We start from the raw sequence: 21,693 nt of genomic DNA on the forward strand, positions 1-21,693 counted from the left end.
GTTGCGGGTACTGGTAATCAAGACCTCATCCCTGGGCGATGTGATTCACGCCTTGCCGGCATTGACCGACGCGGCCCGGGCGATTCCGGGGATTCGTTTCGACTGGGTGGTGGAAGAAGGCTTCGCCGAAATCCCCACCTGGCATCCGGCGGTGGACAAGGTGATCCCGGTGGCGATTCGCCGCTGGCGCAAGAACCTCTGGCAGACCTTCAAGAGCGGCGAGTGGCGGCGCTTCAAGAAGCAGATCCAGTCCACCAAATATGACCTGGTGATCGACGCCCAGGGCTTGCTCAAAAGCGCCTGGCTGACCCGCTATGTGCGGGCACCGGTGGCCGGCTTCGACAAGCAGTCGGCCCGCGAGCCAATCGCCGCACGTTTCTATTCCCGTCGCCTGGCGGTTGCCCGTGGCCAGCATGCGGTTGAGCGCTTGCGCCAGTTGTTCGCCGTGGCCCTGGGTTATGACCTGCCCAAGGGGCTGGGGGATTACGGCTTGAGCACCGAAAAACTGCTGGGCCTGCCGCCGAAAAAACCATTCGTGCTGCTGCTTCATGGCACCACCTGGGACACCAAGCATTGGCCCGAAGCCTACTGGCGCGACCTGGCCGAGCGCATGGGCAGCCTGGGCGTGGATGTGAAGTTGCCGTGGGGCAATGCCGCCGAAAAAGCCCGTGCCGAGCGCCTGGCCCAAGGCCTGGCCAACGCCGAAGTGTTGCCTAAATTGAATCTGGCCGGTGTGGCGCGCGTCCTGGCTGGCGCCCGGGCCTGTGTCGCCGTGGATACCGGCCTGGGGCATTTGGCGGCTGCACTGGATGTACCGACGATTTCCCTGTTCGGCCCAACCAACCCGGGCCTTACCGGTGCCTATGGCAAGGCGCAGATCCACTTGGGCAGCGATTTCCCCTGCGCGCCGTGCCTGCAAAAAAAATGCACCTACCAACCGACCGCTGAAGACCAGCGTCGGTTTGATCTCAAGCGCGAGTGGCCACTGTGCTTTACTCGCCTGAACCCTGAGCGTGTGGCCAGCCGACTGAGCACGTTGTTATTGGCTGAGGAGCTGCACTGATGCAACTGGCATTTGTTCTGTACAAATATTTCCCCTTTGGTGGCTTGCAGCGCGACTTCATGCGCATCGCCCTTGAGTGCCAGCAGCGCGGCCACCAGATCCGTGTCTATACCCTGATCTGGGAAGGCGACATCCCGCCAGGTTTTGAAGTGCTGGTGGCGCCGGTCAAGGCGTTCTTCAACCACCGCCGCAACGAGAAGCTGACCGCCTGGATGCAGGCTGACCTGGCCAAACGCCCGGTGGACCGCTTGATCGGCTTCAACAAAATGCCAGGCCTGGATGTGTACTACGCGGCAGATGGCTGTTTTGAAGACAAGGCGCAAAACCTGCGCCACTCGCTGTACCGCAGTTTTGGTCGCTACCGGCACTTTTCCGAGTACGAGCGCGCGGTGTTTGCCAAGGACGCCAAGACTGAAGTCCTGATGATCTCCGAGGTCCAGCAGCCGCTGTTTATCAAGCATTACGACACGCCGCTTGAGCGCTTCCACCTGTTGCCGCCGGGCATTGCCCAGGATCGTCGGGCGCCGCCGAATGCGGCCGAGATTCGTGCGGGGTTTCGCGCCGAATTCAACCTCGCGGACGACGATTTGCTGCTGGTGCAGATCGGTTCGGGCTTCAAGACCAAGGGCGTGGACCGCAGCCTCAAGGCGCTGGCCGCACTGCCCGCGGATCTGAAAAAACGCACCCGCCTGTTTGTAATTGGCCAGGACGACCCCAAAGTATTCCAATTGCAGAGTGCTACCCTTGGCCTGGGCGACAATGTGCAGTTCCTCAAAGGGCGCAGTGATATCCCGCGTTTTCTGCTGGGCGCCGACCTGTTGATTCACCCGGCGTACAACGAAAATACCGGGACTGTGCTGCTCGAAGCAGTGGTGGCCGGGTTGCCGGTGTTGGTCACGGCAGTGTGCGGGTATGCCCATTACATCAGCGAGGCTGATTGCGGGCGCGTGCTGGACGAGCCGTTCGAACAGGCCCAGCTCAACCACTACCTGGCCGGGATGCTCGGTGATCAGCAGCAACGTGCGGCCTGGAGCCGCAATGGTCTGGCCTTCGCCGAGACGGCCGACCTCTATAGCATGCCGCAGCACGCTGCGGATGTAATTCTGGCGGAGCAACACTGATGAAGTTGATTCTTGCCGAACCGTTCAAAAGCCTTTGGGCCGGACGCGATGCGTTCGCCGAAGTCGAGCTGTTGGACGGCGAGGTTTACCGTGAACTGGAAGCCCGTCGCACCTTGCGTACCGAGGTGGATGGGCGCGGCTACTTTGTGAAAATCCACCGTGGCATCGGCTGGGGTGAAATCTTCAAGAACCTGTTCACCGCCAAATTGCCGGTGCTGGGCGCCGGGCAGGAGTGGCAGGCAATCCAGCGCTTGCACGAAGTTGGCGTACCGACCATGACCGCCGTGGCCTACGGCGAACGCGGCGCCAACCCGGCCGACCAGCATTCCTTTATTGTCACCGAAGAGCTGGCGCCGACCATCAGCCTGGAAGACTTGAGCATGGACTGGCTCAAGCAACCGCCAGAGCCGCGTCTCAAGCGCGCGCTGATTGCCGAAGTAGCGCGCATGACCGGGATGATGCACCGCGCGGGCGTCAACCATCGCGACTGCTACATCTGCCATTTCCTGCTGCACACCGACAAACCGGTGACGGCCGATGACTTCAAACTCTCGGTGATCGACCTGCACCGTGCCCAGGTGCGGCCGCGCATCAGCCAGCGCTGGCGCAACAAGGACCTGGCGGCCCTGTATTTCTCGATCCTGGATATCGGCCTGACCCGCCGCGACAAGTTGCGCTTCCTCAAAGACTACTTCCAGCAACCCCTGCGCCAGATCCTGGCCGAAGAAGGCGCGTTGCTGCAGTGGCTGGAGCGCAAGGCCAGCAAGCTCTATGACCGCAAAGTCCGGTACGGAGGCGCGCTCTGATGGCGGGTTGGAACCTGGAACCTGCTTACTCGGAGCTTGTGGACGATTTTGGTAGCCTCGACGCAGTGTTTGCCCTGCAAGGCGAGCGGCTGACCCGCGACCCGTTGTCCGAAGTGATTCGTGTAGAGCGCGGCGGGGTCAACTATTACGTCAAGCGCTACACCGGCGCCGGCAAAGGCTTGCGCCGTTACCTGGGCAAGCCACGGGTCAAGTCCGAGTGGCAGAACCTCAAGCGCTTCGCCAAGTGGGGCATTCCCACCGCCGAAGTCGTGGCCTGGGGCCTGGAGCGTAAGGGCCTGGCCTATGACCGTGGGGCGATGATCACCCGCGAGTTGCCCAGGACCGAAGACCTGGCAGCCTTGGCCGAGCGCAAGGATCCGCAACTGTCCGACCCGGTGTGGGTCGACAAGGTCAGTCGCCAGCTCGCCGAATACACCCGGACCCTGCACGACCAGCGGTTTACCCACAACGATTTGAAGTGGCGCAACCTGCTGATCGACGACCAGCAGACCCTGTACCTGATCGACTGCCCCAACGGCGACTTCTGGCGCGGGTTCTGGCTCAAGTACCGGATCACCAAGGACCTGGCGTGCCTGGACAAGGTCGCCAAATACCATCTGTCGGCCACCCAACGCCTGCGTTTCTACATGCAATATTGTCGGCGCAAGCACTTGAACGTGTCGGACAAGCAACGGATTCGCCATGTGCTGAAGTTTTTCGAGGGACGCGAATGAACGACTTCCTGGCAACTGAAGACCGGGCCTTGCTGGAACGGCATGGCCTGGCTGATTTCGATGCCCTGTGGGCCAGGCAACTGGATGCGGTGGATGAGCCCAACACCAGTCGCGGCGGCTGGAGCAGCGTGTTTCGCCTGGAGCTGGAAGGCCGTGGCTTTTACCTCAAGCGCCAGAGCAACTACCTGACGCGCACCCTGCATCGGCCGTTGGGCGAGCCGACCTTTGCCCGTGAGTTTCGCAACATTAGCCGCTATCGGCAGAAGGCGATCCCGGCCTTGCAGGCGGCCTTTTATGGGGAGCGCAAAGTCGCCGGCGAATACCGCGCCTTGTTGCTGACCCGCGCGCTGGATGGCTGGAATGACCTGGATTCACTGCTGGAACAGTGGCCGACCCTGAGCGACGCCCAGCACCGCGCAATCCTCGTGGCCTGCGGCCAATTGGCGCGCAAGCTTCATGGCGTCGGCCAGGTGCATGGCTGTTTTTACCCCAAGCATATCTTCCTGCAGGCCACCGGCGACGGTTACGCGGCGCAGTTGATCGACCTGGAAAAAACCCGGCCGCTGTTGCTGGGCCGGCGCGATCGGGTCAAGGACCTTGAGCCGCTGCTGCGCCGCGCCGGGGCGTGGTCGCAAGAGCAAGTACGACAGTTTCTGGCGGCCTACCTCGATCAGCCTCTGGATAGCTCGTTGGTCGATAACTGGGCGCAGCTCCTGGCGGGTCGGCGCAGTCACAAGGAGGCCCGTTGATGCGCCTGTCTGAACTCAAAAACGCCGGGCGCACCCCTGCGCTGCCCTTGAGTATTGAGTTGGCGGATGCGGCGGGGCCTGGGCAATTGCAACTGCTGAGCCTGCTGCGGGTGTTGCCGGGCCAGCGTTATGTGGGCGCGGCTATCTGGCGCGGCCGGCCGGTGCTGGCCAAGTTGCTGGTGGGTGGCAGCGCGGCCCGGCATTTCCAGCGTGAACTCCAGGGTGTGCGCCTGCTGGCCGAACAAGGCCTGAGCACGCCGCTGTTGCTGGCTGACGGTCTGCAAGACGGTGAGGGCGGCTGGCTGCTGTTCGAATTTCTCGAAGGCGCTCAAAGCCTGGCTGAGGCCTGGGCGGCTGTTGAAACCATGCCGCCTCTGGCGGATGAGCAGCAGGCTGTGTTGGCCGAAGCGCTGGGCGCGATTGCACAGATGCACGCCAAGGGCCTGTGGCAGGAAGACCTGCACCTGGACAACCTGATGCGCCGGGGCGAAAAACTGTATTTGATCGATGGTGGCGGGATCTGCGTCGAACAGGCGGGGAACCCCCTGTCACGCAACCGGGTACTGGAAAACCTCGGGGTGTTTTTTGCCCAGTTGCCGAGCAACCTTGAGCCGTTTACCGAAGAATTGCTGGTGCATTACCTGTTAAGCAATGGCGAGCACGCCTTGCCCCTTGAAGCCCTGCAAAAGCAGGTGCGCAAAGTCCGGGCCTGGCGCCTGAAAGACTTCCTGGGCAAGGTTGGCCGCGAATGTACCTTGTTCAGTGTCGTGCGCGGGGCCTTTGGGCTGCGGGCGATTCGTCGTGAAGAAGAAGCGACCCTGCTGCCGGTACTGGCGCAGGTCGATGCGTTTATCGACCAGGGCCAAATGTACAAGGCCGGCGCCTCGGCCACGGTGGCCGGGGTGGATGTCGCGGGCCGTCCGCTGGTGATCAAGCGTTACAATATCAAGGGCTTTGCCCACTGGCTCAAGCGCTTCTGGCGACCAAGCCGCGCCTGGCACGCCTGGTGCGAAGGCAACCGCCTGGCGTTCCTGGGAATCGCCACGCCCAAGCCGCTGGCACTCCTGGAGCGGCGGTTTTTCTGGCTGCGCAGCCGGGCTTACCTGGTGACGGAACACTTGACCGGGCCGGACCTGATTGAGCATCTGGCGCCGTACGTGGAAAACGGCGAGGTGCCCGAGCCTGAACTGCTGGCCCTGGAGCGCTTGTTTGGCGAACTGATTCGTGAGCGGATCAGTCATGGTGATTTCAAGGGACGCAATCTGTTCTGGCAGGAGGGGCGCTGGGTGATGATTGACCTGGACTCGATGTGCCAGCATGGATCCCTAGGCAGTTTCGCCCCGGCGTTTGCCAAGGATCGCGCGCGGTTTATGCGCAATTGGCCTGAGAGTAGCGCGCTTTACCGGGTAATTGATCAGCGTTTGCCCAAGGGGATCGCGCCTGATTAATGTTTTGACTAAGTTGCACTCTGGACTTTATTTCTCGGGGTTAATAAGTTGTGCCGGTACTTGGTGGGTTTGTCTGTCTGGATAATTTCATCAAGTGTCCGGTGACTTAATCTTGGGAGTGTGCAAATGACATCAATTACTGGTTCCCCCTCATTTTCTTTTTATAATGATCTTGCTAATAAAAACAAACCAATAGATCCCGTGAACCCTGTTCGGCCAATAGATAACGTGCAGTCGGGTTCTCGTAATCCGCTGGACCCTACTGCTGGCGATGATGCCGAGTATTTCAGTGCTGAAACCCAGGAGTGGCAGCCAACGGCCTCTGATGGTAAGGGAAGCGGTGGATATGTAAATCTCGGTGATCCCTATCGGGAGCCTATAGACTTTGAAATAGTGGCTGGACCGAATGGTGATTGGGTGCAATCAAGCGACAACAGGTGATTGCTTGAAAGTTGCATGGGGCTTTCGTTTTGTTGTTTGCTATGTAGTTATTTTGCTGATGGTTTGTAGGTAATGTCTGTGATTAACATGGGAACCGATTGGGCAGCGCAAGTTGCCCATCGGTTTTGTATTGTTCAGAAACTGTATTGGGCTCCTGCGCCGGCATACCAGGATCGGCCTGGCGCGGCCTCGTAATAGCGCTGGTTGCTGTCGCCTACGATCACCGACCCCACGTATTGGCGATCCAGCAAGTTATCCAGGCGCAAAGTCTGATGAAAGGTCCAGTGCTCCACCTTCTGCTCAAACCGCGCACGCCAGTTGAAGACGCTGTAGCCCGGCGCAGCACGCTCCTGGTTGGTGTCCTCGACATAGATCTTGCTGCGGTACATGCCTTCGACAGCGGTGCTGAGCCAATCCCGTGGTTTCCAGTTCAGCTCGGCAAACAGCAGGGTCTGCGGGACGCCGGGCAGGTAGTTGCCTTTGTCGATGGATTTGCCGTTGTTGCTGAAGTCACTGTCGTAGGTGGCTTGCAGGCGGGTGTAGGCGAGGTTGGCGCTCCACTGCTCGCTCAGTTGACTTTCGATGCCCAGTTCAAAGCCGCGGCGCAGGGTGCGGCCGGCGTTTTGGTAACTGGTGCGGCCATCCTTTGAGGCAGTGACTACCAGCTCATCATCGGTTGTGATTTGGAACACCGCAGCATTGACCCGTGTGCTGTTGTTGATTTGTGCCTTTAGACCTACTTCATACTGAGTGCTTTCAGCCGGTTTCAGGCCAAAGTTGAAACCCTCTACATCGCCGGGCGCATAAGCCAGTTCGGCCTGGGTCGGGGTTTCGAATCCCTTGCCGGCGCTGACGTAGCCATGCAGATCAGGGGTGAAGGCGTACATCACGCTCATCGAGGGCGTGTTTTTCTGATAGGTCTTGCTGCCGCTGGCGTCACCATTGCTCAGGAATTGGTCATCGACGTCCAGTTCCATGGTGCTGTGGCGCAGCCCGGCTTGCAGGGTCCAGCGGTCAATGGCCCAGTTGGCCTGGATATATGGGTCGAGGCTGCGGGCGGTGTCGATTTCATTGCGGCGCAATTCGCCTTTCACGCCCAGGGTGTTGCCGTTGTAGTTCTTGTAGCCGTGGCGGCTGTCTTCGCTCTGGTCGAAGTCCAGGCCGGTGATGATCATCAGTTCACCCGGCACGCTGGCGATGGGCTGCATCCAGCGTACGCCGGCGCCGTAGAACTTGCGGTCGAATTGCACCACGCCGCCACCGCGTTCGTTGCTTGGGACGCCCTTGGGAATCGACAAATACTGAATCACACTCCGCCGCCCGGTATAGGCATTCACCTGCAACGTCGCATCGCCAATGTACCGCTCGTAATTCATCCCCAACTGCTGATGGTCAATGCTCTTGCGCGTGTTGTACGTCAACGCGTTGCTGGTGACCGAACGCGGGTCGGCCTTGTAGCCAGCCCAGGTCTGTCCCAGTGGATCCTGGGTGCCGTTCTGCTCCAGGCTGCTGGAGATCAGGGCCAGCTTACTGTCGTCATCGGGCTCGACATTAAGCTTGGCGAAGGTCTGGTCGCGACGGGCGCTGCTGTGGTCGCGGTAGCCGTCGGTGTCCATGCGCGAGGCGTCGAGGACAAACCCGGCACCGTCCACCGCGCCTTCGGCGCTGAGGTGGTTCTTGTTCAGGCCGTCGCTGCCGAACAGGGTTTCGGCACCGATGCGTGGCGGGCCCTCGCCGTTGCGCGAGAACATCTGGATCACCCCGCCGGCGTTGCTGCCATACAAGGTGGCGGCTGGACCGCGCAGCACTTCTATGCGCTCGGCAGTGTCAAGGTTGAACGTGGCCGCCTGGCCCTGGCCATCCGGGGTGCTGGCGGGGATGCCATCGGCAATCAGCTTGATCCCGCGCACGCCAAACGCCGAGCGCGCGCCAAAGCCCCGGGACGAAATCTGCAGGTCCTGAGCATAGTTCTGGCGGTTCTGCACCACCAGCCCCGGCACGCGGGCCAGGGCCTCCGAAGCGTTGATGCCCAGTTGGCCATCGCTGATCTGTTCACGGCTGATGCTGTCCACCGAGTAGGGCAGGTCGAAACTGCGACTGACGCTGCGCGAGCCTGTCACCACGCTGGGGTCGAGGATCAGCGGGGCATCTTCTGCCTGGGCGGGTTGCTGCAGGCCCAGCAGGCCGGGGAGCAACATCGCAAAACAGGTGGGGACAACGACTTTCATGAGCGAACCAACTTCCATGACGCGCAGCGCGGGCGCGGAAAAAAGGGCGCGAGTTTAACGATTCTGTGAGGCTTTTCCGAAGAATATTCCCGCACAATTTCGGCATATTCGTCTTACGCAGTCTTGGGTTAGGCTGCCCGCCTCATGCCAAAGGAGGGTTGCCCGTGAATCCTACAAACATTCTGCTGCTTGCCGCCATTGTCCTTTCGACCACGGCCTGTGGCACCATCGATACGGTGTTTCGCGAAGACGCGGTGGCCAGCCAGAAACTCAAGGACCTGCGCAGCCATTGCGAGAGCGTGCCCCGTATCTACAGCGGCGTGGTGTACGACTTCTGCTCCCTGAATGGCGAACCCAACAGCAAGAAAAGCCTGGACGACCAGCAGATCGGCCCGCTGCCGTGGATTGCCGTTGATTTCGCCCTGTCAGGCGTTCTCGATACTTTGGTACTGCCCTACACCGTCTACCGGCAGAGTCGTGATGGCAGTATCGAGATTTTCCGATAACGCCTCTTGTTTCTCCCTGCCATTTGCAGCTAGAGGCGTTTTGCCTCTTTTAAGCTATAATCCCGCCCTTTAGCTTTTCTCGCCGAGGCGAGGGGCACACATTTTTCAGGCGCAAGCGCCTGCTTGCAGACTAAAAGAGGCTAGACCCCAGTGGCATTGACGATTCTTGGCCTGTCCGGCGCCCTTAGCCATGATCCTTCCGCAGCCCTGTATATCGACGGCAAGCTGATCGCGGCTGCCGAAGAAGAGCGCTTCGTACGCGATAAACATGCAAAGAACCGCATGCCCTACGAATCGGCGAAATTCTGCCTGGAACAGGCCGGTATCAAGCCTTCCGACGTTGATGTGGTAGCGATCCCGTTCGCCCCGATCAGCTTGTTCGGCGAGGCTCGCTGGCACTATGCCAAGCGGTACTGGTACGCCCCGGACCGCGCCCTTGACGCGATCCTGATGGGTAATCGCCGCTACAAGCGCTATCGCAACAAGATTGTCTGGTGCCTGGAGCAACTGGGCTTCGATCCGAAGAAGATCAAGATCGAGCCGGTTGAACACCACCTGGCCCACGCTTCCAGCGCCTATCACTGCTCGGGTTTCCAGGAGAAGACCGCGATCCTCGGGATCGACGGCAAGGGCGAGTACGCCACCACCTTCTTCGGCTACGGCGAGAACGGCAAGATCCACAAGATCAAGGAGTTCTACGATCCGGACTCCCTCGGCGGCCTGTACGGCGCGATCACCGAGTTCCTCGGTTTCGAGATGCTTGATGGCGAGTTCAAGGTCATGGGCATGGCGCCGTATGGCGATGCCAGCAAGTACGACTTCTCGCGCCTGGCCTCCTTTGAAAACGGCGAGTTGGTGATCAATACCGACTACGCCAACGTCATCGGCCTGCGCCGCTATAAAGAGAAGGGCAAGGGGTTCTACTTCTCGCCAAAACTGATCGAATGGCTGGGTCCCAAGCGCGAAGGCGACATCGCCGACGAACCGTACATCCACTACGCGGCGAGCATGCAGGCCCTGTTCGAGAAACTGGCCTTGCAGATGATCGACCATTACCTGGGCGATATCCTCAAGGAAACCGGCAAGCTGGCCTTCGCCGGCGGCTGTGCGCTGAACGTCAAGTTGAACCAGAAGATCATTGCCCGCGACGACGTCAAGGAGCTGTTCGTGCAGCCGGCGTCCGGCGATGCCGGCACCGCCGTGGGCGCGGCGGCCTATGTGTCCCATGCCCGTGGTGTACCGGTAGAGAAGATGGAACACGTCTATCTCGGCCCGTCCTACAGCAACGAAGAAGTGATTGCCGCGTGCGCCAAGCACCCGAGCAAGCCGAAGTGGCGCCAGATCGACGACATGCCAAAGCGCATCGCCCAGATCATGGTCGACGGCAACCCGGTGGCCTGGTTCCAGGGCCGCATGGAGTTCGGTCCGCGTGCCTTGGGCGGTCGTTCGATCATCGGTTGCCCGAGCGCCGTGGGCGTGGCTGACCGGATCAACCACCAGATCAAGTTCCGCGAGCGCTGGAGGCCTTTCTGCCCGTCGATGCTCGACACCGTGGCCCCGCAGATGATCAAGGTCGATCACCCGGCCCCGTTCATGACCTTCACCTTTGAAGTGGCGGAGGAATGGAAAACCCGCGTGCCGGAAGTGGTCCATGAAGATGGCACCTCCCGCGCCCAGGTGCTCAAGCGCGAATACAACCCGCGCTACTACGACATGATGAAAGAGCTGGAAGTGCTGACCGGTAACGGCGTGTCCCTGAACACCTCGCTCAATCGCCGTGGCGAAGCGATGATCTGCTCGCCGACCGACGCACTGAACATGTTCTTCGGCTCTGACCTGCAGTACCTGATCATGGAAGACATCCTGGTCGTCAAAGACGGTGTGGAAGGGCAAGTCATTGACTGAAGCACTGATTGGCGTCGTCATCCCCGCCTACAACTATGCGCGCACCCTGGGGCGCGCGGTTGAATCGGTGCTGGCACAACTCGACGAAGCCGATGCGCAGTTGTTGGTGATTGATGACGGCTCTACCGATGAGACGCCGCAGGTGCTGGAGGCTTTGTTGGCCAAGCACCCGGGACGTTTCCGGGCCTTGCGCAAGCCCAATGGCGGCTTGGCCTCGGTGCGCAATCGCGGGATTGAAGAGTCTGCTGGCCAGTACCTGATGTTCCTGGACGCCGATGATGAAATGGCACCCGGTGCGCTGGCCCTGGTCGCGCAGCATATTGCCGCTCACCCGGACAGTCGCTTGATCATCGGTGGCCACTGGTCGGTGTTCGAGGATGGCAAGCGCCGCCTGCATGCCGTCAAGCCGCTGCCTGCCACGCCTTATCTGCGAGTGCGCGGGTATTTGCTGGACAAGACCATCGCGATCTCCAATGGCGCCTGCGCCATGCATCGAGACATCTTCTCGGTGGGCAACTACCCGGAGCGCATGCGTAACGCCGAGGATATTCCGGTGTTTGCCCAGGCCCTGGCGCGCGTGCCCTGTACGGTCATCGATCAGCCACTGGCGTTGATCTACAAGCATGCCGACAGCTTGCGGCATGACATCAATCACAGTGTGGCAGCGGGCGTGAGCCTGGTTGACGAGGTCTTCTCGCCAGTGCGTATGCCCAAGGCGTTGCAAGGCCTGCGCAGTGCGTTTCTCGCGCAGCGCTGCCTGTCTTTGTTTCGCAATTGCCTGAGCGCTGGCGAATACACGCTGGCCCGGCAGTTTTACTGCCAGGCGGTGCGTACCGACTGGCGCGCGCTGACACGTTGGTCGTACACCCGCAAGGCGCTTCAGCTGTTGTTCAAGTAAGAGTTTTATAGCCTGTTAGGCTACGCCGTGAATCACCAATACAGCGCCTGAGTTGATTGCAACGACCGGGCGCTTGGTTTTTGGCGGCGTGATGGTTTTCTGAAATGGATGTTTTCCAAATCTTGTGCACGCGATGTGACGCCAGGTTTTAAGGGGGGGGTGTGGTTGGTATAGGTAGCAAGGTGTGGGCTCGGGCTTTGAATGTGGTCGTCGAACATCCCGTTCGAGTGGCATTTTTTGGGAGCCTGCTGCTCTCCCTGATCGCCGTGCTGGGCGCGGCGACTGTCGGGCGTGATGCTGCTTTCTACCTGACCATTGCCCAGGATGTTCAAGTCCACGGCCCGAAAGTCGCCTTTGCCGTCTTCAACTGGCCCTGGTTCTCCCTGCTCCTGGCGGGTACCCATTCGGTTTCAGGTCTGCCCATAGAACTGAGCGCTTACTTGTGGTGCTCGCTGTTTGCCGCGGGCACCTGTGCGCTGCTGGTTGACTGCGTGCGCCAGCGCTCGGTGCAGGTGGCGCCATGGGCTTGCCTGGTGGTGCTGGCGATGCCAGCATTCAATATGTTTCGTGGCGAGATCCTGCGTGAGTTCGGCTTCTGGTTCTTCTGCATCCTGACGCTCTGGCTGGCCATGCGTTGGCAGGCCCGAGGCGGGTGGCTGCGGGCAATAACCATCCATCTGGCGATTGTCGCGGCGGCAGCTTTCCGGCTGGAAGCGTTGTTGCTGTTGCCTGCGTTGGGTTTGTGGCAGTTGCCTGGCCTGTGGGTGCGCGAGCGGCGCCTGGCGCTCTTGCAGTTTGTCGCGCTGCCGCTGCTTGCGGTTGTGGCGGGGATGGTGCTGATCTCGGTGACGGGCGGCTTTACATCGGCCCGTGTTGCCTACTATTTGGACCTGATCAACCCAAGCAGTGTGCTGGCGTCATTCGATTTGCTGCGCGAGCAGTTTGCCAACTCGCTGATCAACAAGTACTCCCAGGATGAAACGGGGCGCATCATCTTTTTTGGCATTCTGGCGGCCATGGCCATCAGCTTTGTGAATATTTGCGGACCCTTTGCCGTGCCGTTTTTACGGGGTAGCAATTGGCAGGCAATAAAGCGCTACTGGCATGAGTATCGGCCTTTTGCCTGGACGGCAGTGATGTACCTGCTGGTGTTGCTGCTGTTCTTTATCCAGCAGCAGTTCATGAATGTGCGCTACATGAGCTTCTTGAACCTGCTGTTTGTGCCGGCGTTGGCGATAGCGCTGCAGATGTTTGCCCGGCAGTTCCCGCGCCTCGGTAAGGTCTTGGTGGCGGTGTGCCTGCTGGTGATGCTATCCAACGTGGTGTCCACCGGGCCGGGCAAGGTCCAGTACGTCGACGCTGGGCGTTGGATAGCGGCGAATGTCGAGCCGGACGTCCCGGCCTATTTCGATGACGGCCGGATCGGCTATTACGCCGGGCGTGGTTATCAGCTCAAGCAATTGACCCGGGAAGCGGCCATGTCGCCGGCCCATGCAGATAAATTCCGCTACTTCCTGATCGAGGCCCGCGGTAACGAACCCTGGCTCACCAGTTGGCTGGCCGAGCGCAACCTGCGCATTGTCGAGCGCTTCGCCAATCGCCGAGGCGCCACGGTACTGATCATCACCCAGTAAAGTCAGCCCAGTAATTGCCGCAGGCGCTCAATCAACGGCGCCTGCTGGCTACCTGCCGGCAAGCCTTGGCGATAGCCATCGAAGAAGGCTTGCCCGGCATCATCCCCCAGCAGCCATTGCCGGTCCTCGGGATAGCGCCGCAGATGGCTGAAGTTGCGCAGCCGCTTGCTCTGGCTCAGCGGGACGCTCTGGCAGCTCAGGTCGGCAATGTCGATCAGCCCCAGGGTGTTTTCCGGTGTCAGGACCACGTTGCCAAAGTGCAGCGAGCGAAAGTACACGCCTTTCTCATGCAATTGCGCGATGAAACAGCCGAGGCGCCCACGCAGGGCGTCGGCGTCTTGCTTGGCGAGTTTCAGTTGGCGGATGGTTTCCCCGGCCAGCGGGCTGTAGTACACCGCATCCCGCGCAATGCTGGGGATGCGATACACCGCAATGATGCGCGGGCAGGGGATGTCCCGTTGCTGTAGCGCACGGGTGTTGTTGGCGAAGCGTTGTGCATAGGGGTAGAACAGCGCCGAACTGAGCAGACGCTTGCGCCGGAACAGTTTGAGTATGCAACCATCGGTCAACCGGAGCACCTTGTCGCCAGAACCATCGGCTTCCAGCACCTGCGCGGCGGCGCGCAATGCCTCGTAGGTGTTGTGATCGATTACTTGCATGCCTGACTCCCATCAATAGCCGGTTATCTTAACCGACTTGGTGCAAGGCTGGCCCCTGCTCGTGTTTTTTGGGGCGAAGAGGCCTGTGATATGATCCGCGCCTTACTGATTTGCGCGGATTCCCATGAGCAGTCCTGAACCGAAAACCCAGTCGACGCTGGCGATTTACTTTCGCCTCCTGACTTACGTACGGCCTTATGTGGGTCTGTTCATCCTGAGTATCGTCGGGTTCCTGATCTTCGCATCGACCCAGCCGATGCTCGCTTACATCCTCAAGTATTTCGTCGATGGCCTGGCGAACCCCGAGGCCAGCCTGTTCCCCGGCAACCCTTATCTTGGCAAGTTGCAGTTGCTGGAAACCGTGCCGCTGATGATCGTGCTGATCGCCGCGTGGCAGGGCGTGGGTTCTTTCCTCGGCAACTTCTTCCTGGCCCGGGTTTCCCTGGGGCTGGTCCACGACTTGCGCGTGGTGCTGTTCAACAAGCTGTTGGAGTTGCCCAACCGCTTCTTTGACAAGAACAACTCCGGCCACCTGATTTCCCGCATTACCTTCAACGTCACCATGGTCACCGGGGCTGCCACCGATGCGATCAAGGTGGTTATCCGTGAAGGCATGACCGTGATTTTCCTGTTTTGCACCCTGGTGTGGATGAACTGGAAGCTGACCCTGGTGATGCTGGCGATCCTGCCGGTGATCGGCATGATGGTGAACAGCACCAGCCGTAAATTCCGCAAGCAAAGCAAGAAGATCCAGGTGTCCATGGGCGACGTGACCCATGTGGCCTCCGAGACGATCCACGGTTACCGCGTGGTCCGCAGCTTTGGCGGCGAGCAGTATGAAAAGGTGCGCTTCGAACAGGCGAGCCTGAGCAATACCGAGAAACAACTGGCGATGACCAAGACCGGCGCGGTGTACACGCCGATGCTGCAGTTGGTGACCTACAGCGCGATGGCCGTGGTCATGTTCCTGGTCCTGTATTTGCGTGGCGATGCCTCGCCGGGTGACTTGGTGGCCTATATCACCATGGCCGGCTTGTTGCCCAAGCCGATTCGCCAGCTTTCCGAAGTCAGCTCCACCATCCAGAAGGGCGTGGCGGGTGCCGAGAGTATTTTCGAGCAATTGGATGAGCCGGTAGAAGTCGACCAGGGCGTGATTGAGCATGAACGTCTGGCTGGGCGCATTGAAGTGCGCAACCTCAGCTTCCAATACCCGGAAAGCGACAAGAAGGTGCTCAACGACATCAGCTTTATCGTCGAGCCTGGGCAAATGGTCGCGCTGGTGGGACGCTCAGGCAGCGGCAAGTCGACCCTGGCGGGCTTGATCCCACGCTTCTATCAGCATGAGCAGGGGCAGATTCTGCTTGATGGCGTGCGCGTGCAGGATTTCACCCTGCGCAACCTGCGCCGGCAAATTGCCCTGGTGACCCAGCAGGTCACCTTGTTCAACGACACCGTGACCAACAACATCGCCTATGGTGACCTGGCCGGCGCGCCAACCGACGCCGTGCACCATGCCGCTCGCGAAGCGTATGCCGATGAGTTCATCGTGAAGATGCCCCAGGGCTACGAAACTATGGTGGGCGAGAACGGCGTGCTGCTGTCCGGCGGCCAGCGCCAGCGCATCGCAATTGCCCGGGCCTTGCTCAAGGATGCACCGCTGCTGATTCTCGATGAGGCGACCTCGGCCCTGGATACCGAGTCCGAGCGCCACATCCAGGCCGCTCTGGACCATGTGGTGAAGAATCGCACGACCCTGGTGATTGCCCACCGATTGAGCACCATCGAGAAAGCCGACCTGATCCTGGTGATGGACGATGGCCAGATTGTCGAGCGCGGCACTCATGTCGAGTTGCTGGCGAAGAATGGCTACTACGCCCGCCTGCACGCCAAGGAGTTTGAAGAAGGCGACCCGGTGGCGCCCTCCCACGTGACGGATGCCTATTGAGGCGTCATTGGCGCCGGGCTGGAATCGACCGCCAGGATTGAAGCGGTCGATGCTTTTCCCTGTGCTAATATCGCGCCCCTGTTCATTTTGTATGTGGGTTGCTCCATGAAGTTGTCCATGCCGCGATTCGATCAAGCCCCTGTCTTGGTGGTCGGCGATGTCATGCTCGACCGTTACTGGCATGGCGGTACCTCACGGATTTCCCCTGAGGCACCGGTACCGGTAGTCAAGGTCGAGCAAATCGAAGACCGTCCAGGCGGCGCTGCCAACGTCGCCCTTAACATCGCCGCACTCGGCGCCCCGGCCTCCCTGGTCGGCGTGACCGGTGACGACGAAGCCGCCGACAGCCTGACCAACAGCCTGCGCGGCGCTGGTGTGCGTGCCCTGTTCCAGCGCATCGCCCATCAGCCGACCATCGTCAAGCTGCGGGTCATGAGCCGTCACCAGCAATTGCTGCGTATCGATTTTGAAGAACCTTTTGCCACCGACGCCCTGGCCCTCAGTGAGCAGGTCGACGAGTTGCTCGAAGGCATCAAGGTGCTGGTGCTGTCGGACTACGGCAAAGGCGCACTGAAAAACCACCAGATGCTGATCCAGGCCGCCAAGGCCCGTGGCATCCCGGTGCTGGCCGATCCCAAGGGCAAGGACTTCTCGGTTTACCGGGGCGCCAGCCTGATCACGCCGAACCTCAGCGAATTTGAAACCATCGTCGGCGGCTGCGCCGATGAGCACGAACTGGTGAGCAAAGGCGCAAGCCTGATGGCCGAGCTCGACCTCGGCGCTTTGCTGGTGACCCGTGGCGAACACGGCATGACCCTGCTGCGCCCCGGTCACCCGGCCATGCACTTGCCGGCGCGTGCGCGGGAAGTGTTCGACGTCACTGGTGCCGGCGACACGGTGATCTCCACCCTGGCGGCGGCGATCGCGGCGGGGGAGGAGTTGCCCCATGCGGTAGCCCTGGCCAACCTGGCGGCGAGCATCGTGGTGGGCAAGCTCGGTACGGCGTCGATCAGCGCCCCGGAACTGCGTCGTGCGATCCAGCGCGAGGAAGGCTCGGAGCGTGGTGTGTTGAGCCTGGACCAATTGCTGCTGGCGATTGACGATGCCCGTGCCCATAACGAAAGCATCGTTTTCACCAACGGTTGTTTCGACATTCTGCACGCCGGGCATGTGACCTACCTGGAGCAGGCTCGCGCCCAGGGTGATCGCCTGATCGTGGCGATCAACGACGATGCTTCGGTCAGCCGCCTGAAAGGGCCGGGCCGGCCGATCAACAGTGTCGACCGGCGCATGGCGGTGCTGGCTGGGTTGGGCGCGGTGGACTGGGTTATCAGCTTCTCCGAGGGCACCCCGGAAAATCTCCTGGCCCAGGTCAAGCCTGATGTGTTGGTCAAGGGCGGTGATTACTCGGTCGACCAGGTGGTCGGCGCCGATATCGTTAACGCCTATGGTGGCAAGGTCAAAGTCCTCGGGTTGGTGGAAAACAGCTCGACCACCGCGATTGTCGAAAAAATCCGCCAAACCAACGATGCCGCTCAATAGGTTTTACCGTTATGTCTGATGCTCTCGTACTGATTACCGGCGGTGCCGGCTTTATCGGTTCCAATCTGGTTGATGCACTGCTTGCCAAGGGCTATGCGGTGCGGGTGCTGGATAACCTGTCCACTGGCAAGCGCAGTAACCTGCCCCTGGACAACCCGCGCCTGCAATTGCTCGAAGGCGACGTGGCCGATGCTGCACTGGTGGCCCGAGCGGCTGTAGGGGCGACGGCAGTGGTGCACCTGGCGGCAGTCGCTTCGGTGCAGGCGTCGGTGGATGACCCGGTCAGTACGCACCAGAGCAACTTTGTCGGTAGCCTGAATGTCTGCGAGGCCATGCGCCAGGCCGGGGTCAAGCGCGTGGTGTTTGCCTCCAGTGCTGCGGTGTATGGCAACAACGGCGAGGACGACTCCATCGATGAGCAAACCGCCAAGGCGCCGTTGACGCCTTATGCTTCGGACAAGCTTGCGAGCGAGCACTACTTCGATTTCTACCGTCGCCAGCATGGCCTGGAGCCGGTGATTTTCCGCTTCTTCAATATTTTTGGCCCGCGCCAGGATCCTTCATCGCCGTATTCCGGGGTGATCAGCATCTTCAGCGAGCGTGCGCAAAAAGGCCTGCCGATTGCGGTGTTTGGCGACGGGGAGCAAACCCGGGACTTCATGTACGTCGGGGATCTGGTGGCGGTGTTGGTGCAAGCGGTGGAAATGGCCGAGGCGCCCCTGGGTGCGATCAATGTCGGCTGGAACCGCACCACCACGCTCAAGCAGTTGCTGCAGGCGCTGTCGGAAATCATCGGTTCGTTGCCGGCTGTCAGCTACACAGAACCGCGTTCGGGGGACATCCGGCACTCAAGGGCCAATAACCAGCGCTTGGCAGCGAGTTTCACATTGCCTGAGCCGACGCCGCTGAAGGTTGGGCTGGAAAAACTGCTCAACCAGTAAGTACCACTTGCCACAGGCGGGGCTGCTTTAGTGACCCGCCTTCTTCGGTACGATCTTGCGCAAGATCTGCCGGGCCCGGCCAGTCAGCTGTTTCAACTTCGATTCCTTCTCCGGCGCGCTGAGGCCCTGTTGCCTGAGCCAGTCCTTCCAGCGAATCCGCTCATCGCGCACCAGCCAGCCTTCCTGCTGGGCAAAACTTTCGGCCAGGTACAACCCGCGCGTGCTCGCCGGCACCAGTTGATCCTTCTTCAGGGTATACAGCTCGGCGCAAGGCTGGCCGTCCTTCAGGGGCATCAGGTACAAGTCCGGGCGCTGGCGGTCCAGGCGTGCCACCAGTTGATCGCCCTCCAGGCGTTCATCGACATGGAACAAGCTCAGGGACTTGGCTTCCTTCGGCACTTCCAGGCGCAGGTCGTAGATCAATTGCAGTGAGGCCGTGGGCAGGTGCACATAGGCCCGCGGGCGTTCGATCAACTGCATGTTGGCGCAGCGCACCGGGCGGGCGGCGCCGGACAACGGCGACAGACGAAACGGCAAGGCCTCACGGTAATGCAGCGCGCTGGAGTAGGGCGCCGGCAGCCAGGTATCGTTGAAACGTCCGCCCAGCCAGCCCTCCGGGGTTTCCAGCAGGCATTCCTCGGCGATTTCCTGAATGGCGGTGTGCAGCGGCAGGTTCAACTCGTGGGCCGGCACGTAGCCGGAAATCAACTTGAGCACCACATCGCCACGGTCCTGGCGACGCTGGCGCACCAGCACCCAGTAATCGCGGTTTTGCCAATGCAATGTCAGGCGCACCGACACCCCGAGGTTGGCCAGTTCCAGGGCGAAGCGCTCGGCGTCTGCCACTTCTACCGGCTTGCGCCGCTGCAGGGTCTGGGCAAAATTGAGCGGCATGCCCACGCTCTGGTAGCTCAGGCCTTCGGGGGTGGCTTCGACGTACAGCGGCAGTGTTTTAAAGTTACTGGGGTTTTTTCTTATGAGCGTTCGCGGCATGTCGGCTCCTTCTTGCGTCGGGGTCGGCCGCGTCGGCGGCATCAGGATTGGCGAATGATCTTGGCAGCGGTTGCCACATTGTGGGCAAGGTGCAACGGGTTGATGGTCCCGACAATAGCACTGGCCACGCCCGTTTGCGCAAACAACAAGATGAAACTGGCATGAATTGGATCCACTCCTGGCTCAAGGCAGGCATGACCACTGGCCAGGGCCTTTTTCACCAGGATGCCTTTGCCGTGGGCGGCGGCGTAATCAATCACGGCCTTTTCGTTTTGTTCGTTCAGATTGTAGGTGACCATGGCGCAATCACCTTGTTCCAGAGCCTTCACGCCGCCTTCGACGGTTTTGCCGGAGAAGCCGAAACCGCGAATCTTGCCCTCGGCCTTGAGGTCCGCCAGGGTCTGGTAGACCTCGCAGTCGTTGAGGATATGCAAGTCGTTACCATCGGAGTGCACCAGCACCAGGTCGATAAAATCCGTTTCCAGGCGTTTCAGGCTGCGCTCCACGGACAGCCGGGTGTGGGCTGCGCTGAAATCGTGATGGGACACGCCGTCGACAAATTCTTCGCCGACCTTGCTGACAATTACCCAATCCTGGCGCTGACCACGCAGCAGCGGGCCCAGGCGTTCTTCGCTGTGGCCGTAGGCGGGGGCGGTGTCGATCAGGTTGATCCCCAGCTCGCGCGCCTGGCGCAGTAACATCCGCGCCTGCTCATCATCGGGAATCTGGAAACCATTGGGGTACTTCACGCCCTGGTCGCGCCCCAGCTTCACGGTGCCCAGGCCCAGTGGCGACACCAACAGGCCGGTGCTGCCCAGGGGGCGATGAAGGTCGTGCAGGGTCGGCAGGCTCATGGCAACAATTGCTCCCAGGCAGGTTGGGCGATGGCTGGGCGCGGCAGTTCCGGCAAGGGTTCGCTGGGTGCTGGCTGGATGCCGTCACGTTCCAGGGCGTTGAGCACTCGGTCGGCGAAGTCCGGCGCCAGGGCCAGCTTGGTTGGCCAGCCCACCAGCAGGCGGCCCTGTTCGGCGAGGAACGCGTTGTCCGGCCGGGTCAGGCCTGATTGCAGGGGCTCGGCGCGATCTACACGCAAGGTTGCCCATTGGGTCTGGTTCATATCGATCCACGGTAGCAACTGCGCCAGCTCCTTTTGCGCCGTGGCGATCTGCTCGGCGGGCGTGCGGTGCACACCTTCGGCCTCGGCGATATCGCCGCCCATGTACCACACCCAATTGCCATCGGCGGCCGGGTGCGTGGTGATGGTGATCCGTGGCTTGGTACCGCCACCCAGGCAATGTGCGTACAAGGGTTTGAGGCCAGGGCCCTTGGCGATGATCATATGCAGCGGGCGCTTTTGCATGGCTGGCTGGCTCAGGCCCAGGGCCATCAGCAACTCGGCGGTGCCACCGCCGGCACTCAGCACGATGCGCTGGGCGCGAATCGCCCGGCCATCGACTTTCAGGCCAACCAGGATGCCACCCTCAAGCAGTGGCTCGATCTGTTGCCCGGCGAGCAGGCCGTCACCGGCCAGTTGCGCCAGGCGTTCGATCAGGCTCGGCACATCCACCACCAGTTCGGCCAGGCGATAGACCTTGCCCTTGAAGCGACGGTTTTGCAGGGCCGGCGGCAAATCGTCGCCCTTGACCTGGTCGACACGGCCGCGCACCGCTTTGCTGGCGAAGAAACTGGTGAGATTGCCGGCCAGGGTGCCCGGCGACCACAGGTAATGGGCCTGGGACAGCAGGCGCACGCCTGTCAGGTCCAACTCGCCTGTGCCCGCCAGCGCTTCACGCCAGCGTCGCGGCATGTCGGCAATGGCTTCGGAGGCGCCGGTCAGGGCGCCGTGCAAGGCGTATTTCGCACCACCGTGAATGATCCCCTGGGACTTCACGCTCTGCCCGCCACCCAGGGTCGCGTTCTCCACCACAATCGTGGAAAACCCCTGGCTGCGTAGGCGCGCATTGAGCCAGAGGCCGGCAACCCCGGCGCCGACAATCAGGACGTCGGTGGAAATAACGGATGGCATGGGGCGACCTCAGTGTTCAGAACAAGAGGCCAAGTATACAGACTCGACGGCGGG

At 60.9% G+C, this 21,693-nt stretch carries 19 protein-coding genes; 14 read left to right on the forward strand and 5 right to left on the reverse strand.

What is annotated here, in order from left to right; all coding sequences use genetic code 11:
- The first annotated feature begins 1 nt into the window (after position 1).
- The 7 genes from waaC (at position 2) to FJD34_RS18675 (ending at position 6,362) form a co-directional block, all read left to right on the forward strand.
- Positions 2–1,063, forward strand: coding sequence for a lipopolysaccharide heptosyltransferase I (waaC, locus tag FJD34_RS18645; RefSeq protein WP_032862116.1), 1,062 nt, complete (start codon positions 2–4; stop codon positions 1,061–1,063).
- The gene (locus FJD34_RS18650) at positions 1,063–2,184 is read left to right on the forward strand and encodes a glycosyltransferase family 4 protein (RefSeq protein ID WP_065942899.1); all 1,122 of its coding nucleotides are present in this window, start codon (positions 1,063–1,065) and stop codon (positions 2,182–2,184) included. The genes waaC and FJD34_RS18650 overlap by 1 nt, the downstream gene beginning before the upstream one ends.
- On the forward strand, positions 2,184–2,990 hold the full coding sequence (gene rfaP / locus FJD34_RS18655) for a lipopolysaccharide core heptose(I) kinase RfaP (protein WP_032862113.1): 807 nt from the start codon (positions 2,184–2,186) through the stop codon (positions 2,988–2,990). Before FJD34_RS18650 ends, rfaP begins: the two co-directional genes overlap by 1 nt.
- Positions 2,990–3,724, forward strand: a complete 735-nt coding sequence (locus tag FJD34_RS18660) for a lipopolysaccharide kinase InaA family protein (protein WP_065942898.1) — start codon at positions 2,990–2,992, stop codon at positions 3,722–3,724. The genes rfaP and FJD34_RS18660 overlap by 1 nt, the downstream gene beginning before the upstream one ends.
- Positions 3,721–4,473 carry a lipopolysaccharide kinase InaA family protein gene (locus FJD34_RS18665; protein WP_032862110.1) on the forward strand — a complete coding sequence of 251 codons (753 nt, stop codon included), beginning with the start codon at positions 3,721–3,723 and terminating at the stop codon, positions 4,471–4,473. Before FJD34_RS18660 ends, FJD34_RS18665 begins: the two co-directional genes overlap by 4 nt.
- Positions 4,473–5,921 carry a lipopolysaccharide kinase InaA family protein gene (locus FJD34_RS18670; protein WP_090292812.1) on the forward strand — a complete coding sequence of 483 codons (1,449 nt, stop codon included), beginning with the start codon at positions 4,473–4,475 and terminating at the stop codon, positions 5,919–5,921. The genes FJD34_RS18665 and FJD34_RS18670 overlap by 1 nt, the downstream gene beginning before the upstream one ends.
- Positions 5,922–6,047: 126 nt before the next feature.
- Entirely contained in the window at positions 6,048–6,362 is a 315-nt protein-coding gene (locus FJD34_RS18675) for a hypothetical protein (RefSeq protein WP_146552249.1), read from the forward strand.
- A 134-nt stretch (positions 6,363–6,496) separates the two neighbouring features.
- Here FJD34_RS18675 and FJD34_RS18680 read toward each other — a convergent pair whose 3' ends face one another.
- Positions 6,497–8,590, reverse strand: a complete 2,094-nt coding sequence (locus FJD34_RS18680) for a TonB-dependent receptor family protein (RefSeq protein WP_174553299.1) — start codon at positions 8,588–8,590, stop codon at positions 6,497–6,499.
- Between the two features lie 164 nt (positions 8,591–8,754).
- On the opposite strand from FJD34_RS18680, the gene FJD34_RS18685 reads away from it, so the two are divergent.
- From FJD34_RS18685 to FJD34_RS18700, 4 genes are all read left to right on the forward strand, one after another.
- The gene (locus FJD34_RS18685) at positions 8,755–9,096 is read left to right on the forward strand and encodes a YceK/YidQ family lipoprotein (protein WP_032862107.1); all 342 of its coding nucleotides are present in this window, start codon (positions 8,755–8,757) and stop codon (positions 9,094–9,096) included.
- A 150-nt stretch (positions 9,097–9,246) separates the two neighbouring features.
- The gene (locus tag FJD34_RS18690; protein WP_065942896.1) at positions 9,247–11,001 is read left to right on the forward strand and encodes a carbamoyltransferase family protein; all 1,755 of its coding nucleotides are present in this window, start codon (positions 9,247–9,249) and stop codon (positions 10,999–11,001) included.
- The gene (locus FJD34_RS18695) at positions 10,994–11,899 is read left to right on the forward strand and encodes a glycosyltransferase family 2 protein (RefSeq protein ID WP_090292814.1); all 906 of its coding nucleotides are present in this window, start codon (positions 10,994–10,996) and stop codon (positions 11,897–11,899) included. The genes FJD34_RS18690 and FJD34_RS18695 overlap by 8 nt, the downstream gene beginning before the upstream one ends.
- Positions 11,900–12,126: 227 nt before the next feature.
- Positions 12,127–13,533, forward strand: coding sequence for a hypothetical protein (locus FJD34_RS18700; protein ID WP_223232730.1), 1,407 nt, complete (start codon positions 12,127–12,129; stop codon positions 13,531–13,533).
- A gap of 2 nt (positions 13,534–13,535) precedes the next feature.
- Here the strand turns inward: FJD34_RS18700 and FJD34_RS18705 are convergent, their stop codons facing one another.
- Positions 13,536–14,192 (reverse strand): phosphotransferase, encoded by a 657-nt coding sequence (locus FJD34_RS18705; protein WP_090292817.1) that lies wholly within the window; start codon positions 14,190–14,192, stop codon positions 13,536–13,538.
- Between the two features lie 124 nt (positions 14,193–14,316).
- Between FJD34_RS18705 and msbA the strand changes: the two genes are divergently transcribed.
- The 3 genes from msbA (at position 14,317) to FJD34_RS18720 (ending at position 18,620) form a co-directional block, all read left to right on the forward strand.
- Positions 14,317–16,137: a lipid A export permease/ATP-binding protein MsbA gene (gene msbA, locus FJD34_RS18710; RefSeq protein ID WP_032862102.1), complete on the forward strand. Its 1,821-nt coding sequence runs from the start codon at positions 14,317–14,319 to the stop codon at positions 16,135–16,137.
- A gap of 105 nt (positions 16,138–16,242) precedes the next feature.
- The gene (hldE, locus tag FJD34_RS18715; RefSeq protein ID WP_032862101.1) at positions 16,243–17,679 is read left to right on the forward strand and encodes a bifunctional D-glycero-beta-D-manno-heptose-7-phosphate kinase/D-glycero-beta-D-manno-heptose 1-phosphate adenylyltransferase HldE; all 1,437 of its coding nucleotides are present in this window, start codon (positions 16,243–16,245) and stop codon (positions 17,677–17,679) included.
- 11 nt (positions 17,680–17,690) lie between these two features.
- Positions 17,691–18,620: an NAD-dependent epimerase/dehydratase family protein gene (locus FJD34_RS18720; RefSeq protein ID WP_090292819.1), complete on the forward strand. Its 930-nt coding sequence runs from the start codon at positions 17,691–17,693 to the stop codon at positions 18,618–18,620.
- A 27-nt stretch (positions 18,621–18,647) separates the two neighbouring features.
- Here FJD34_RS18720 and FJD34_RS18725 read toward each other — a convergent pair whose 3' ends face one another.
- Genes FJD34_RS18725 through FJD34_RS18735 form a run of 3 tightly spaced genes read right to left on the reverse strand, consistent with a single transcriptional unit; the run spans position 18,648 to position 21,639 of the window.
- Complete coding sequence (locus FJD34_RS18725; protein WP_032862097.1) at positions 18,648–19,613, reverse strand: hypothetical protein; 966 nt, start codon at positions 19,611–19,613, stop codon at positions 18,648–18,650.
- Between the two features lie 41 nt (positions 19,614–19,654).
- Positions 19,655–20,467: an aldo/keto reductase gene (locus FJD34_RS18730; RefSeq protein ID WP_032862096.1), complete on the reverse strand. Its 813-nt coding sequence runs from the start codon at positions 20,465–20,467 to the stop codon at positions 19,655–19,657.
- Entirely contained in the window at positions 20,464–21,639 is a 1,176-nt protein-coding gene (locus tag FJD34_RS18735) for an NAD(P)/FAD-dependent oxidoreductase (protein ID WP_090292820.1), read from the reverse strand. The genes FJD34_RS18730 and FJD34_RS18735 overlap by 4 nt, the downstream gene beginning before the upstream one ends.
- Positions 21,640–21,693: the final 54 nt, after the last annotated feature.

The sequence above is a fragment of the Pseudomonas brenneri genome (assembly GCF_007858285.1).
GTDB classification, from domain to species: Bacteria; Pseudomonadota; Gammaproteobacteria; order Pseudomonadales; family Pseudomonadaceae; genus Aquipseudomonas; species Aquipseudomonas brenneri.